Annotated in this window: 16 protein-coding genes; 14 read left to right on the forward strand and 2 right to left on the reverse strand. The window is 41.8% G+C overall.

Annotated elements, in window-relative coordinates; genetic code table 11:
- Positions 1–265: IS200/IS605 family transposase (gene tnpA / locus ODU39_RS00005; RefSeq protein WP_398579581.1), on the reverse strand; the 265-nt coding region annotated here is incomplete at its 3' end.
- Positions 266–440: 175 nt separating this feature from the next.
- On the reverse strand, positions 441–830 hold the full coding sequence (locus tag ODU39_RS00010; RefSeq protein WP_024389859.1) for a nuclear transport factor 2 family protein: 390 nt from the start codon (positions 828–830) through the stop codon (positions 441–443).
- A 126-nt stretch (positions 831–956) separates the two neighbouring features.
- On the opposite strand from ODU39_RS00010, the gene ODU39_RS00015 reads away from it, so the two are divergent.
- The 14 genes from ODU39_RS00015 (at position 957) to ODU39_RS00080 (ending at position 14,471) form a co-directional block, all read left to right on the forward strand.
- Complete coding sequence (locus ODU39_RS00015; RefSeq protein ID WP_014638837.1) at positions 957–1,283, forward strand: helix-turn-helix domain-containing protein; 327 nt, start codon at positions 957–959, stop codon at positions 1,281–1,283.
- A 141-nt stretch (positions 1,284–1,424) separates the two neighbouring features.
- Positions 1,425–1,877 (forward strand): NUDIX hydrolase, encoded by a 453-nt coding sequence (locus tag ODU39_RS00020; protein ID WP_136670902.1) that lies wholly within the window; start codon positions 1,425–1,427, stop codon positions 1,875–1,877.
- Between the two features lie 16 nt (positions 1,878–1,893).
- A complete protein-coding gene (locus ODU39_RS00025) occupies positions 1,894–2,337 on the forward strand; it encodes an NUDIX hydrolase (protein WP_136670903.1) in 444 nt (147 codons plus the stop codon).
- On the forward strand, positions 2,315–2,770 hold the full coding sequence (locus tag ODU39_RS00030; protein WP_136670904.1) for an NUDIX hydrolase: 456 nt from the start codon (positions 2,315–2,317) through the stop codon (positions 2,768–2,770). The genes ODU39_RS00025 and ODU39_RS00030 overlap by 23 nt, the downstream gene beginning before the upstream one ends.
- A 2-nt stretch (positions 2,771–2,772) precedes the next feature.
- Positions 2,773–4,689, forward strand: a complete 1,917-nt coding sequence (gene mnmG / locus ODU39_RS00035; RefSeq protein WP_398579582.1) for a tRNA uridine-5-carboxymethylaminomethyl(34) synthesis enzyme MnmG — start codon at positions 2,773–2,775, stop codon at positions 4,687–4,689.
- A 106-nt stretch (positions 4,690–4,795) separates the two neighbouring features.
- On the forward strand, positions 4,796–6,757 hold the full coding sequence (locus ODU39_RS00040) for a DHH family phosphoesterase (protein WP_398579583.1): 1,962 nt from the start codon (positions 4,796–4,798) through the stop codon (positions 6,755–6,757).
- Between the two features lie 10 nt (positions 6,758–6,767).
- Positions 6,768–7,220 carry a 50S ribosomal protein L9 gene (rplI, locus tag ODU39_RS00045; RefSeq protein WP_012775408.1) on the forward strand — a complete coding sequence of 151 codons (453 nt, stop codon included), beginning with the start codon at positions 6,768–6,770 and terminating at the stop codon, positions 7,218–7,220.
- Between the two features lie 31 nt (positions 7,221–7,251).
- The gene (dnaB, locus tag ODU39_RS00050) at positions 7,252–8,607 is read left to right on the forward strand and encodes a replicative DNA helicase (RefSeq protein ID WP_029179684.1); all 1,356 of its coding nucleotides are present in this window, start codon (positions 7,252–7,254) and stop codon (positions 8,605–8,607) included.
- 3 nt (positions 8,608–8,610) lie between these two features.
- On the forward strand, positions 8,611–8,862 hold the full coding sequence (locus ODU39_RS00055) for a Veg family protein (RefSeq protein WP_044754895.1): 252 nt from the start codon (positions 8,611–8,613) through the stop codon (positions 8,860–8,862).
- A gap of 211 nt (positions 8,863–9,073) precedes the next feature.
- Complete coding sequence (gene rpsD, locus ODU39_RS00060; protein WP_002938227.1) at positions 9,074–9,685, forward strand: 30S ribosomal protein S4; 612 nt, start codon at positions 9,074–9,076, stop codon at positions 9,683–9,685.
- A 65-nt stretch (positions 9,686–9,750) separates the two neighbouring features.
- Positions 9,751–10,200, forward strand: coding sequence for a thioredoxin (locus tag ODU39_RS00065; RefSeq protein ID WP_398579584.1), 450 nt, complete (start codon positions 9,751–9,753; stop codon positions 10,198–10,200).
- 132 nt (positions 10,201–10,332) lie between these two features.
- Positions 10,333–11,847: a flavocytochrome c gene (locus ODU39_RS00070; RefSeq protein ID WP_398579585.1), complete on the forward strand. Its 1,515-nt coding sequence runs from the start codon at positions 10,333–10,335 to the stop codon at positions 11,845–11,847.
- An 82-nt stretch (positions 11,848–11,929) separates the two neighbouring features.
- Positions 11,930–13,294, forward strand: a complete 1,365-nt coding sequence (locus ODU39_RS00075; RefSeq protein WP_398579586.1) for a metallophosphoesterase — start codon at positions 11,930–11,932, stop codon at positions 13,292–13,294.
- Between the two features lie 163 nt (positions 13,295–13,457).
- Positions 13,458–14,471, forward strand: a complete 1,014-nt coding sequence (locus ODU39_RS00080; protein WP_398579587.1) for a glycosyltransferase family 2 protein — start codon at positions 13,458–13,460, stop codon at positions 14,469–14,471.
- Positions 14,472–14,676: the final 205 nt, after the last annotated feature.

A 14,676-nucleotide genomic window follows, 5' to 3' on the forward strand; every position in this document is an offset into this window, starting at 1 on the left:
TTAGAGCACTTTTGCTTTTCAAATATCCCATAAAATCGGAAATCGAAAGTTTCGGAGGTATCAAGACAAGCATATGAACATGGTCTGGCATCATGTGTCCCTCAATGATTTCCACGCCTTTGTATTGACATAGATGACGGAAAATATCAATTAAGTCCTGTCTAATTTTGTAGTAAATGGATTTTCTACGGTACTTAGGCGTGAAAACTATGTGATATTTGCACATCCATTTGGTATGTGATAAACTGTAACTGGTTTTAGCCATTTCTTTTTCCTCCTTTATCTAACCTGAACAATTAGATTATATCAGGAAAAAGAAATGGAAGCTCAAAGCCTTGTCAGCCACCAGCATAGCTGGTGGTTTTCTTGTTTTTCTCTACGAGAAAAACTGGCTCGAAGCCATAATAAAAGCTTAGCACCCTCATGCTAAGCTTTTTATCTTATCCCCAGAAAGCATCTTCGGCTTTTTGGTCGGCTGAGAAGAGCCAAACTTCCTTGATTTTGCCATCTTCCATACGGAAAAGATCGATGCCATTCATGTTTAGTTCTTCACCATCTGTTCGAGTACCGAGGAATGTTACGTTAGCGGCAACAAGAGTATCATTATCGGATACCCAGTTTGTCACTACTTTGAAAGTTCCATTTGTTTTTTCGGCGAAAGTTGCTAGATGTGCTCCGAGTACTTCCTTACCAATTTTAGCACCAGATGTTGAATGATTTCCGGGTTGATGCCAGATAATGTCATTAGCCATTGTTTCAAAAAGAGCTGCAAAATCACCAGCGATGAGAGCATTATTATAGGCATTAAAAATTTCCAAGTTTGTTGACATTTGATGTCCTCCAATTTTTTTGATATAGTACAATTATAGCTGAAGCATTCCATTATGCAAGTAGGTACTTTTGCATTCGTTGGTATCAAAAGTGATACTATTGTGATAAATAAAGGAGAATTTTTTTTGAAAAAAGTTAGTGAATATGGTATTTGCCCTTTTGCAACAACACAAAAAGTCTTGACTGGTAAGTGGGGATTGGTGATTATCTACCAACTCAGTACAGGAACGAAACGCTTCAATGAATTACAGCGACTGATTCCAGGTATTACTCAAACCATGTTAACAAGGCACCTTAGACAATTGGAGGAGGATCGCATTATTAGTCGCACGGTCTATGCAGAAGTCCCCCCTCGTGTAGAGTATAGCTTGACTGAGATGGGCGAAAAATTTCGTTCGGTACTGGATGCTGTTGAGGCTTGGGGCTTAGAATATATTGAAACGTTAGCGTAACACTAGATTTGAAATTCTACAAATCTTTTGATAGAATAAGAGTAACAATTATCATGATGGTCAAAGCTCATGGGAATTGTAGGCTTTTTTGTCCTGCAGTTTTCGAGAGTTTTGGCTATTTTTTGCTATTGAGGAGAGAAGATGGACTTTCGGACAGTGATAGGCAATCAGTCCTTTGGTGTTCGTGCGACAGGATTGATAGTAAAAGATGAAAAACTATTTCTTATAAGGGCACCGGAGGGGAACTACTATACCTTGGGTGGTGCTATTCAACTTGGTGAAACAACTGAAGAGGCTGTGCAACGGGAAATGCGAGAAGAACTTGGAATTGATGTGGAGGTTGGACCGCTGGCTTTCATTGTTGAAAATCAGTTTAGCTTGCAGGAGAAATCCTATCATCAGATTGAATTTCTCTACCTTGTTACCCCACTGTCTGAGCCAGTTACCTATCTGGAAGAAGGTGATTCTATCCGCCAGTGTGAGTGGATTGCTTTTACAGACTTGAAAAATCTTGACCTCAATCCTGCTTTTCTCAAGACGGAGCTAGCTGGCTGGAAGGGACAATTGCAGCATTTTGTCAATAAGGATAATTAGAAAAAAGGGAGGAACCATGCCTGTCAAACTGATTGCCCATGTTTTACTGACTGTTGCAGACAGTCACCTGATTATTCAGCGTTCTCAGATTAAGCGTGGCAAGCCCAACGTTTTTCCTCAGTATTGGGACATCCCAGGTGGTCGCGTCGAGGAGAATGAATTACCTCGTGATGCCGCTGTTCGAGAATGTTATGAAGAAACTGGCATTTCGATAGCCAAGGAAAATCTGACCATTATCCATGAAGATAGTCAGTTTGATGAGGAGAAACAGACGGTATTTACGAGGCTGGTCTATGAAGTGAAACTTCCTGAACAACCCCCAACAACTCTTCTTGATCCAGAAGAGCATACTGATTATCTATGGTTTACTAGTCGCGATGAAAACAAGGAAAATTTAGTTTCATATCTCGAAGAAATTTTAGAAAAGAGAAGGAAGAATGGATTTCAGAACCAGAATTGACAATCAGGTCTTCGGTATTCGTGCGACTGCATTACTCATAAAAGATGGGAAAATATTTCTCACGAAGGACGCTAAGGGGCGTTATTATACCATTGGTGGTGCGATTGCAGTCAATGAAACGGCGCAAGATGCGGTTGCTCGGGAAGTCAAAGAAGAATTAAGGGTTGACAGCCGTGTCAACCAACTAGCCTTTGTCGTTGAAAATCAGTTTACACATGAAGATATAGGTTTTCACAACATCGAGTTTCATTTTATCGTCGATCCTATTGGAGAAATGCCTAAGGAGATGATTGAAGATAACTTGAAACAAGTTTGTGAATGGATTGAACTTGACAAGCTTGTCAACCTAGATGTCGTACCAGCCTTTCTGGCTCAAGAATTGCCAAATTTGAATGGGCAAGTCAAACACATCATGAACATAAAGGAGAAATAAAAATGACACACACATTTGCAGAAAACTACGATGTCATCGTGATCGGGGCGGGGCATGCGGGTGTAGAAGCAGGCTTGGCAGCCAGCCGAATGGGCTGTAAGACCCTGCTTGCGACGATTAACTTGGATATGGTGGCTTTTATGCCATGTAATCCCTCCATTGGTGGCTCTGCCAAGGGTATTGTGGTAAGGGAAATCGATGCCCTGGGTGGCGAAATGGGTCGCAACATTGACAAGACCTATATTCAGATGAAAATGCTTAATATGGGCAAGGGGCCAGCTGTACGTGCCTTGCGGGCTCAGGCGGACAAGGCAGAGTACGCAGCGGAGATGAAGCGGACGGTGGAGCGTCAGGAAAATCTGACCCTGCGTCAAACCATGATTGATGAGATTTTGGTGGAGGATGGTAAGGTTATCGGTGTTCGCACGGCCACCAATCAGAAATTCTCAGCCAAGGCGGTTGTAGTGACGACGGGAACGGCCCTGCGTGGCGAGATTATCATCGGAGATCTCAAGTATTCGTCAGGCCCTAACAATAGCCTAGCTTCTATCACGCTGGCGGATAATCTGAAAGAATTGGGACTTGAAATCGGTCGTTTCAAGACAGGGACACCACCTCGTGTCAATGCTCGCACCATTAATTACGACGAAACCGAGATTCAACCAGGCGATGAAAAGCCAAATCACTTTTCATTCTTGTCCAAGGACGAGGATTATTTGCAGGACCAGATCCCTTGCTGGCTGACCTACACCAACGCGACCAGCCATGAGATTATCAACAGCAATCTTCATCGGGCGCCTATGTTCTCAGGCATTGTCAAAGGGATTGGGCCCCGTTACTGTCCGTCTATTGAGGACAAGATTGTACGCTTTGCCGACAAGGAACGCCACCAGCTTTTCCTAGAGCCAGAAGGTCGCAATACAGATGAAATCTATGTCCAAGGGCTGTCAACCAGTCTGCCAGAAGATGTGCAGCAGGACTTGATCCACTCCATTAAAGGCTTGGAAAATGCTCAGATGATGCGGACGGGCTATGCCATTGAGTACGATATGGTTATGCCTCATCAATTGCGGGCGACGCTGGAAACTAAGAAGATTTCTGGGCTCTTTACAGCAGGTCAGACCAACGGAACATCAGGTTATGAAGAAGCAGCAGGTCAGGGAATTGTCGCTGGTATCAATGCAGCCCTTAAGGTACAGGGTAAGCCTGAGTTAATTTTGAAACGAAGCGACGGCTACATTGGTGTTATGATTGATGACCTAGTGACCAAGGGAACGGTGGAGCCTTACCGCCTCTTGACCAGTCGGGCAGAATACCGCTTGATTCTGCGTCATGACAATGCCGATATGCGTCTGACTGAAATCGGTCGTCAGGTTGGCTTGGTGGATGATGAACGCTGGCAGGTTTTCCAGATTCACAAAAATCAATTTGACAATGAAATGAAACGCTTGGAATCTATCAAACTCAAGCCAATCAAGGAAACCAACGAAAAAGTTGTTGCTATGGGCTTCAAGCCCTTGACAGACGCTTTGACCGCCAAGGAATTCATGCGCCGTCCAGATGTGACTTACGCAGATGCGGTGGCCTTTATCGGTCCCGCGGCAGAGGATTTGGATGCCAAGACCATTGAATTGATTGAAACAGAGGTCAAGTACGAGGGTTATATTGCCAAGGCCTTGGATCAGGTGGAGAAGATGAAACGCATGGAAGAAAAGCGTATTCCAGCCGACATCGACTGGGATGATATTGACTCCATAGCGACCGAGGCTCGCCAGAAATTCAAGCTGATTTCACCAGAAACCATTGGCCAGGCTAGTCGGATTTCCGGTGTCAATCCAGCAGACATCTCCATTCTTATGGTCTACTTGGAAGGACGCAGTCGTTCCATTGCTAAAAACAAATCAAAGGACAGTCACTAAGGCTGTTCTTTTCGCTGTATGTCAGCTATATGTCAACTACTTTAAAATCATGTGAAAAGTAGCTTTTTTACTGAATTTATGGTAGAATGGCAGGCAGAGGTTAGTGATGAAAAGATTTCGATTTTCGACAATTCACTTTGTCATGATAGGTGTCATTTTATTTGGGTTGGTGGCTCTTGTCCACCGACTTTTTCCAATTGGTGCCAGTACAGTTTTCGCGCTACTCATCAGCCTATTGGTGTTGATTGCGCTGTTTATTTATCAAAAACATTCTTATGAATTTAGTGAGCTAGAACAGATTGAATATCTCAATAATCAGGCCAATTCTGGTTTGATGATGCTCTTGGATAAAATGCCAGTGGGAGTTATCAAAGTTCGACCAGATAGTAATCAGGTAGAATGGTTTAATCCCTTTGCTGAGCTGATTTTTGCTCAAGAAAATGGTGAGTTTGATCAAAAAAAACTACGTGAAATTATTGACGTTGGTCTGGATGAGGAGCGAATTTATGCGAACTTTTCAGGCAAGAGATACGCTGTTAACGTTGATTTTGATCAAGGGTTATTTTACTTTTTTGATGCGTCAACAGAGTATTCAGCGACAAATAGTTTGATCGGAAGCCGTCCTGTTATAGGGATTATTTCAGTTGATAACTATGATGAGCTTGAGGATGCTGTAACAGATTCTCAAATCAGCCAAGTCAATTCCTTCTTGGCTCAATTTGTTTCGGAATTTTGCCACGATTACGGTATCTACTACCGACGCGGCACAATGGATCGATTCTATTTCTTTACAGATTATGCTGTGTTGGAAAAATTGATAGAGAATAAGTTTTCAGTTATTGATAAGTTCCGCGAGGAGGCTAAAAAGTTAGATTTAGGTTTGACTTTGAGTATGGGATTGGCGTATGGTAATGAAAATCATCACCAAATCGGACAGGTTGCGCTCCAAAATCTCAATATGGCTGAGGTTCGTGGTGGAGACCAGGTTGTGGTCAAGGAAAATGATGAGAGTAAGCAGCCACTTTTCTTTGGCGGTGGCTCGGCTTCTTCCGTTAAACGAACACGTACGCGGACTCGTGCTATGATGACTGCTGTATCAGATAAACTCAAATCGGTTGATGCTGTTTTTGTGGTGGGACATCGTAATTTAGATATGGACGCGCTTGGCTCCGCGGTCGGTATGCAGTACTTTGCTCAAAATATTATGAACAATGCCTATACGGTGTATAATCCAGATGAAATAGCACCAGATATTGCACGTGCCATCAAGAAGTTGAGTGATGAAAATTGTTCTAATTTGCTAACGGTTGAGGAAGCCATGAAGATGGTCACTTTCCAGTCGTTGTTAATCATGGTAGATCATTCAAAGATTGGCTTGACTTTGGATAAGGATTTCTATGAACAATTTACCCAGGTTGTGGTGGTTGATCATCATCGTCGCGATACAGATTTCCCAAATAACGCAGTTTTGACTTATATAGAGAGTGGTGCTAGTTCTGCGAGTGAGTTAGTAACGGAATTAATTCAGTTCCAGAATGACAAACACCATAAGCTTAATCGCATTCAATCTAGTTTATTGATGGCTGGGATTATGCTTGATACAAAAAATTTCACATCTCGTGTGACCAGTCGTACTTTTGATGTGGCTAGTTACTTGCGGACTCGTGGTAGCGATAGCTTGGAAATTCAGCAGATTGCTGCGACAGATTTTGAGGAATATCGTCAAATCAATGAACTGATTTTAAGTGGGCAGAGAATTGAGTCCAATGTTGTTATTGCGTGTGCAGATGATACTAAAGAATACGATAATATTATTCCGAGCAAGGCTGCCAATACAATATTGGACATGGCAGGAATTGAGGCGGTATTTGTTATAACAAGAAATACCAAAGGGTATGTATCTATTTCTGCAAGGAGTCATAGTAAGATCAATGTTCAACGCATTATGGAGGAAATGGGTGGAGGTGGCCACTTTAACCTAGCTGCCGCTCAGGTATATGACCAGACAATCGCAGAAGTATGTGAAAAGTTGACGGATAAAATCCGCGAAGAAATAAATGGAAATTAGGAGAACAGATATGAAAGTAATCTTTTTAGCAGATGTTAAAGGTCAAGGTAAAAAGGGTGAGATTAAGGAAGTTCCAACAGGTTACGCCCAAAATTTCTTGATCAAGAAAAATTTGGCTAAGGAAGCAACAAACCAAGCGATCAGCGCCCTTCGTGGTCAGGAAAAATCTAAGGAAAAGGCTCATGCAGAGATGATTGCAGAAGCAGAGGCTATCAAGGCTAAGCTGGCTGAGGAAGCTACTTTAGTGAAATTTGTCGAAAAAGTTGGTCCAGATGGTCGTACCTTTGGTTCTATTACCAGCAAGAAAATTGCTGAAGAATTGGACAAGCAATTTGGCATCAAGATTGATAAACGCCATATTCAGCTGGATCACCCAATTCGTGCGATTGGTCTCATTGATGTACCAGTTAAAATCTATCAAGATGTAACAGGCATCATTAATTTGAGTATTAAGGAAGCTTAATTATTTATCTAGCCAGTGAGGAGGTGAGATCTTGGCAGAGTTGGATGAATTGCGGGTGCAACCGCAGGATATTCTAGCTGAACAATCGGTATTAGGAGCTATTTTCCTTGATGAAGGCAAGCTGGTCTTCGTTCGTGAATACATCGAAGCTGAAGATTTTTTCAAACATGCTCATAAGCTAATTTTTAAAGCTATGATTGCTCTTTCTGATAGAAATGAGGCAATTGATGCGACTACCATGCGTAACTATTTAGTGAACCATGGTGATTTGGAAAATATTGGTGGCTTGGCCTATTTGGCTGAAATCATTAGTTCCGTGCCGACGGCAGCCAATGCGGAATTCTATGCCAAGATTGTTGCTGAAAAGTCTAATCTCCGTAAACTGATTGCCCGTTTGACGGATGCAGTTAATCAGGCTTATGAGGGTGCGGATGGTTCAGATGACATTATTGCCAATGCTGAAAAAGCTTTGATTGATGTCAGTGAGGGAGCCAGTCGAAGTGGTTTCAAGCGGATTGATGATGTCTTGAATATCAACTTTGACAACCTTGAAACTCGTGCTAAGCAGACGTCGGATATTACAGGGATTGCAACTGGTTATCCTGCTCTTGATGCCATGACAACGGGTCTGCATGAGGAAGAGTTGATTATTCTTGCGGCTCGTCCTGCGGTTGGTAAGACAGCTTTTGCCCTCAATATTGCGCAAAATATTGGTACAAAACTGGGTTTGACCGTTGCCATCTTCTCTTTGGAGATGGGTGCAGAGAGCTTGGTTGACCGTATGCTCGCTTCTGAGGGGGTCATTAACTCGCGTTCTATTCGTACGGGTCATTTGACGCAGGAAGAGTGGAATAAGTACATGGTGGCTCAGGCTAATTTGGCTCGGGCAAGCATCTACATTGATGATACACCAGGTATCAAGATTACAGAGATTCGTTCGCGGTCACGCAAGTTGGCTCAGGAAACTGGAAACTTGGGCTTGATTTTGATTGACTATCTTCAGTTGATTACAGGAACAGGTCGGGAAAATCGGCAACAAGAGGTTTCTGAGATTTCCCGTCAGTTGAAAATTTTGGCCAAGGAATTGAAAGTACCAGTTATCGCCCTCAGTCAGTTGTCTCGTGGAGTTGAGCAACGTCAGGATAAGAGACCTGTTCTGTCTGATATTCGTGAATCTGGGTCTATCGAGCAGGATGCGGATATCGTTGCCTTCTTGTATCGTGATGATTACTATGAGCGCGGTGAGCAGGAAGACGGTGGCATTCCCAATAATACGGTTGAAGTCATCATCGAGAAAAACCGTTCCGGTGCGCGTGGTACCGTGGAACTCATGTTCCAAAAAGAATACAATAAATTTGCAAGTATTTCCAAGAGAGAGGATGGATAGAGAATGAGTGATGCATTTACAGATGTTGCTAAGATGAAGCAAATCAAACAAGACATTAAAGACCACGAGGGACAAATTGTCGAGTTGACTCTTGAGAATGGTCGTAAGCGTGAGAAGAATAAGCAAGGTCGGATTACAGAAGTTTATCAATCTTTGTTTATCGTTGAATTTGAAGATCCAAACAATACCTTTGTAGAATCTTATACTTACTCAGACATTTTGACAGAAAAGATTTTGATTCATTATTTGGACTAATCGATGAAAAAGGCTTTACATAGCCTTTTTTTTGTGCTATACTAATCTTTGTGCGAAATAACAGCAGGGCAAAATGAAGCTCGTCAACAGAAGGTCAGCAAGAAGAGTAATCGTTGCTGTTTCGATGAAGGCCTCCTGCACGAATCAGGTTTGCTTAAAACGTTATTTCCTACAAATAATTTTTATATTTTATTTTAGGAGGACATAACAAATGTCACGTTATACAGGACCATCTTGGAAACAAGCTCGTCGTCTTGGCTTGTCATTGACAGGTACAGGTAAAGAATTGGCACGTCGTAACTACGTACCAGGTCAACACGGACCAAACAACCGTTCTAAATTGTCAGAATACGGTTTGCAATTGGCTGAGAAACAAAAATTGCGTTTCTCTTACGGTTTGGGTGAAAAACAATTCCGTAACTTGTTCGTACAAGCTACTAAAATCAAACAAGGTACTCTTGGTTTCAACTTCATGCTTCTTTTGGAGCGTCGTTTGGACAACGTAGTTTACCGTCTTGGTTTGGCAACTACTCGTCGTCAAGCACGTCAATTCGTAAACCACGGTCATATCCTTGTTGACGGCAAACGCGTTGATATTCCTTCATACCGCGTTGAAGTTGGTCAAGTTATCTCAGTTCGTGAGAAGTCAATCAAAGTTCCAGCTATCCTTGAAGCTGTTGAAGCAACTCTTGGTCGTCCAGCTTTCGTATCATTCGATGCTGAAAAGCTTGAAGGTTCATTGACTCGCTTGCCAGAACGCGACGAAATCAACCCAGAAATCAACGAAGCTCTTGTCGTAGAATTCTACAACAAAATGCTCTAAGATTTGTATCGATATTTTAAAAGCCCTATTTACAAGGGCTTTTTGTCTGTATTTGAGGAGGGATTATGTGGCGTAAGTATTCTTTGCTAGTGGTATTGACTATTTTTGTCGTAGGTGGGGCATTCTTTCTATCTCAATCAGCGGCTGCACCAGATGAATCAGACTACGTGAAGGCTGTAAAGAGTTATCAGGCTATTTCGATAGATGAAGTGGAGCAAAAAATCCAAAACGAGGAAGAATTTATATTATACATAGGTCGTGAGACATGCCCTTATTGTCGTGACTTTGTTCCTAAATTAACAGAGGCGGTAGAGCAATCACATGCGACTATCTACTATTTAGATAGCGAGTCGGATCCGACAGGAAAAATACAACAATTTCGACAGAGTCAAGGTCTTGCTACGGTTCCTAGCTTAACCTATTATAAATCTGGTAAATTATCTGGAATACTTCGTAAAGGGAGCCAAGTAACAATATCCGAAATAGCGAGCTTTTTATCTCTTCAAGGGCAGTAATAGCTATATAAAATGTGTGATGTTTGAATCATACATTTTTTGTTCATGTTTGTGAAAATATTTCAAAACAAATTGAAAAACATTTCACAATCTTGTATAATACTAATATCAGATAAAAATTGGAGGTTTATCATGAAAAAGAAAGCTTGGTTAGGCTTACTAATGAGTCTACTTGCTGTTGTGTTTTTGGTAGCGTGTGGAGGAAAATCTGACAAAACTGCAACTTCTTCATCGTCTACTACATCTTCTTCAGAAGAGGCTGTTTCAGGTGCATCTGTGAAAGAATATACAGATCCATCTGAGTTGAAAGATAGCTATGATGTTATCGTAGTTGGTTCAGGTGGTGCAGGGATGTCGGCAGCTATATCAGCTAAAGATGCTGGCGCTAGTGTTGCTCTCTTGGAAAAAATGCCTGTTATCGGTGGTAATACGGCTAAATCATCAGCTGGTATGAATGCTTCACAGACTAAATTCCAAGAAGCGGAAGGTATTGCTGATACAAACGATAAGTTCTATGAAGAAACACTTAAAGGCGGTAAGGGAACAAATAGTCCTGAATTACTTCGTTATCTTGTAGATAACTCTGCTAGTGCAATTGACTGGTTGGATGGAATGGGAATTACTCTTAGCAACCTTACTACAACTGGTGGTATGAGTGAGAAACGTACCCACCGTCCAGCAGATGGTTCAGCTGTTGGTGGCTACTTAGTAAATGGTCTTTACCACAATCTTGTTGAACGTAAAGTACCAATTTTTGTCAATGCAGATGTTAAAAAACTCCAAGACAAGGATGGGGCTGTGACAGGTGTTGAAGTGAAGATTGCTGGTGAAACTAAGAAAATCTCAGCTAAAGCAGTTGTATTGGCAACTGGTGGTTTCGGTGCTGATTTGGAAATGGTTGCTAAATTAAACCCAGCATTGAAAGGTTATGTTACAACTAACCAAGAAGGTTCAACAGGTGACGGTATTGCACTTGCTGAATCAGAAGGTGCAGCAACTGTTGATATGGAACAAATCCAAATTCACCCAAGTGTTGAGCAAGAAACTTCTTACTTGATTACAGAAGCAGTTCGTGGCGAAGGTGCTATCCTTGTCAACTCAAAAGGTGAGCGTTTTGTTAACGAATTGGAAACTCGTGATAAAGTTTCTGCGGCTATCAATAGCTTGAAGCCAAACTATGCTTATGTTATCTTTGATGATGCCTTGAAAGATCGTGTGAAAGCTATTGCTCAATACGAAGAAAAAGGTCTTGTAAAAACGGGTGCTACACTTGCAGATTTGGCTAAAGAAATTGACCTACCTGCGGATACACTTCAAACAACGCTTGATACTTGGAACAAGGCTGTAGCAGATAAGAATGATGCGGCATTTGGTCGTACATCAGGTATGGACCATGCTTTGAATACTGGTTCTTACCACGCGATTAAAGTTGCACCTGGTGTTCACCATACAATGGGTGGTGTGAAAATCAATACCAATACTGAAGTATTGAAAACAGATGGTTCAGCAATTTCTGGTCTTTATGCTGCTGGTGAAGTAACTGGTGGTGTTCATGGTCAAAACCGTATTGGTGGTAATGCTGTAGCAGACATCATCGTATTTGGTCGTCAGGCTGGTGAACAAGCAGCTGGATTTGCTAAGAAATAAATTTTAATATGAGGAGTTAGCTACAGTCTAACTCCTCTTTCTGTGTTGTCGCTGTTCATCTAAGATGATATACTTTTAAGGTATGAAGAAGAAAATAGTATTATTGTTAGGAGCTATTGCAGTCATTGTTTTGATTTGGTCTGCTATTGCTGGCCAGCGTCAGCAATCCTATGTCGAGGCTGAATTAAGAGACCAAGATAAAATTTGGATTATCACAGATTTGCATTATTTATCACAGGATTTATTTGATGATGGAGAGGCTTTTTCTTATATCGAAAAAACAGCTGCTGGCAAGGATTTACGTTATGGAAAAGAGCGGATGGAGGCCTTGGTTGAGCGGGTTGAGCGTGAGCAACCGTCCTTGTTACTAGTCAGTGGGGATTTGACTCTCAATGGTGAAAAGCAGAGCATGGTTGAATTGGCGCAGTATTTTACCCAGATTGAAGAAAAAGGAACGGAGGTTTTGGTCATTCCTGGCAACCATGATATTGCCAGTGGCTGGGCTAGGGCCTTTAAGGGAGATCAGCAGATAGTGACGGATCAGGTCACCGCCCAGCAATTTTCAGATACATTTGACAATCATGGCTATCAACAAGCCAGCAGTCGTGATCAAGCCTCATTGAGCTATCTGGCCAAGCCATTTTCAAATGCATGGTTTCTGATGATAGACAGTAACATCTACTCTGACGGCTACGGCAAAGGAGCTCCTCCAACCAATGGACGTATCAAAAAAGAGACCTTGGATTGGATAGATGTACAGCTTCAGGCAGCCAAGGAAGCTGGAGTGAGCTTGATACCTGTTGTCCATCACAATGTCTTGCAACAGCATGCCATGCTCTCAAAAGGCTATACTTTGGATAATGCTGCCGATTTGAAGGCCTTGTTCAATCAATATGGCATTCAATTTGGTTTTTCGGGACACACTCATTCTCAGAATATTGTCGAAGAAGACTTGGGACAAGTCAGCTATACTGAAGTGGTCAATGGAGCATTTTCTATTTACCCAGCTATTATCGGCCAATTGATCCTTGATGATGCAAGCATTCACTATCAAAAAACTCAACTTGATATGGCTTCGTGGACAGAAAAGCACCAACCTAGTAATCCAAATTTGCAGAATCACCTAAGCTACTTACAAATCGTCTTTGACAATACCAGCGACATCATGGTCCACAATGTGTTGAACGATGAACGGTGGTATGATGGCGAGACGGCAGATGCTATTTCACAATTTATCATGCCAGCCAATCGTGCTTATTTTTCAGGAGAAAAATTGGACCAGACTTGGCTTGATGAGACGGTATTTCCAAGCCAAGTCTATCAGACCTTGCAAGCGGCATCACCGAGAAGTTTCTTGGCTGATTATCTTGATGTGATTATAAAACGGAGTCAAGGTCGAGATGTGGAAAAACTAGAGATTAAAACAGAAAAAGATTTTGTCCAATAGTTTTCCACAGATTGTTGAAAAAATCCACGACTTATCCACAAGCTGTGAATAAGTTATACCGTAGTAACTATCCGAGCAGGTCTGTTTTTACAAACAAAAATACTCAGTAACTTTCCTGAAAATGTGATAAAATAGTAACAAATTGTGTCAAATGGAGAGAAAGATGACCTTACTAAGCATTGCCATTCCGAGTTATAATTCGGAGGCCTACCTTCATTACTGTGTTCATTCCCTTGTAATGGGTGGTGACAAGGTTGAAATTCTGATTGTTAACGACGGGTCGACCGATCGGACTCAGGAAATCGCAGAGGGACTAGAGAATCAATTTTCAAACGTACGTGCCATCTATCAGGACAATAAGGGCCATGGCGGAGCTGTAAATACAGGGATACGTGAGGCCAAGGGTAAGTACTTTAAAGTCGTGGATTCAGATGACTGGGTTGATACCAGGGCCTATTTGAAGATTTTGGAAAGTTTACAGGATTTAGAAGAAGCAAATACACCTGTTGATGCCTTCATTTCCAATTTTGTTTACGAAAAAGAGGGACAATCTCGTAAAAAATCCATGTCTTATCAATCCACTCTACCTGAGAACCGTATCTTCGGTTGGGAGGATGTAGGTGCCTTTTCCAAGGGTCAATACATGATGATGCATTCCTTGATTTACAGGACAGATTTATTGCGTGAGGTTGGTCTCATTTTACCAGAGCATACTTTCTATGTGGATAATATTTTCGTGTTTACCCCTTTACAGGCTGTGAAAACCATGTTCTATCTGCCAGTAGATTTTTATCGTTACTTTATTGGGCGAAATGACCAGTCTGTCAATGAATCCGTCATGATTAAGCGCATTGACCAGCAGTTAAAAGTCAATCGAATTTTGGTAGATAATTTAGACTTGGAGGCGATTGACAATCCTGATTTACGGAGTTATTTGCTCAATCATATGGAGATTACGACCATTATCTCCTGTGCCCTTCTCAATCGTGCTGGAACAGCTGAGCATATGATGAAAAAGCAGGAATTATGGCACTATATTCGTGATAACAATCCGGCTCTCTTTAAAATCGTTCGAAAAGGGTTACTCGGGCAATTAACTAACCTATACGGTTATCCAGGCCGAAAAATTTCCAATGCCGTTTATAAAATCGCGAAAAGAATTTATGGTTTTAACTAGGAGGTTGAATGCCACTTCTCAAAGCTAGTGTCAACATCTCAGCACAGTGGTTGATTGGCTCTAACAATCTGGGAGATTGTTAGAGGTTGGAGATAAGATTTGCACAGCAAATCTCAGCAATTCGTGTTGCACACTTCAAATCTGACCTAATCAACTGTGTGGGGGCGAGACGACGAACTCTTTTTATTTTCGAGTTCTGTCCCGC

Origin of the sequence: Streptococcus sp. 2021WUSS126 (genome assembly GCF_044427255.1) — a bacterium.
Taxonomy (GTDB): domain Bacteria; phylum Bacillota; class Bacilli; order Lactobacillales; family Streptococcaceae; genus Streptococcus; species Streptococcus hashimotonensis.

Bases quoted from the DNA above. Each gene is read 5' to 3' on its own strand.
- ODU39_RS00010 (WP_024389859.1), bottom strand. From the start codon at position 830: ATGTCAACAAACTTGGAAATTTTTAATGCCTATAATAATGCTCTCATC.
- ODU39_RS00020 (WP_136670902.1), top strand. From the start codon at position 1,425: ATGGACTTTCGGACAGTGATAGGCAATCAGTCCTTTGGTGTTCGTGCG.
- ODU39_RS00025 (WP_136670903.1), top strand. From the start codon at position 1,894: ATGCCTGTCAAACTGATTGCCCATGTTTTACTGACTGTTGCAGACAGT.
- ODU39_RS00030 (WP_136670904.1), top strand. From the start codon at position 2,315: ATGGATTTCAGAACCAGAATTGACAATCAGGTCTTCGGTATTCGTGCG.
- mnmG (WP_398579582.1), top strand. From the start codon at position 2,773: ATGACACACACATTTGCAGAAAACTACGATGTCATCGTGATCGGGGCG.
- ODU39_RS00040 (WP_398579583.1), top strand. From the start codon at position 4,796: ATGAAAAGATTTCGATTTTCGACAATTCACTTTGTCATGATAGGTGTC.
- rplI (WP_012775408.1), top strand. From the start codon at position 6,768: ATGAAAGTAATCTTTTTAGCAGATGTTAAAGGTCAAGGTAAAAAGGGT.
- ODU39_RS00055 (WP_044754895.1), top strand. From the start codon at position 8,611: ATGAGTGATGCATTTACAGATGTTGCTAAGATGAAGCAAATCAAACAA.
- rpsD (WP_002938227.1), top strand. From the start codon at position 9,074: ATGTCACGTTATACAGGACCATCTTGGAAACAAGCTCGTCGTCTTGGC.
- ODU39_RS00065 (WP_398579584.1), top strand. From the start codon at position 9,751: ATGTGGCGTAAGTATTCTTTGCTAGTGGTATTGACTATTTTTGTCGTA.
- ODU39_RS00070 (WP_398579585.1), top strand. From the start codon at position 10,333: ATGAAAAAGAAAGCTTGGTTAGGCTTACTAATGAGTCTACTTGCTGTT.
- ODU39_RS00075 (WP_398579586.1), top strand. From the start codon at position 11,930: ATGAAGAAGAAAATAGTATTATTGTTAGGAGCTATTGCAGTCATTGTT.
- ODU39_RS00080 (WP_398579587.1), top strand. From the start codon at position 13,458: ATGACCTTACTAAGCATTGCCATTCCGAGTTATAATTCGGAGGCCTAC.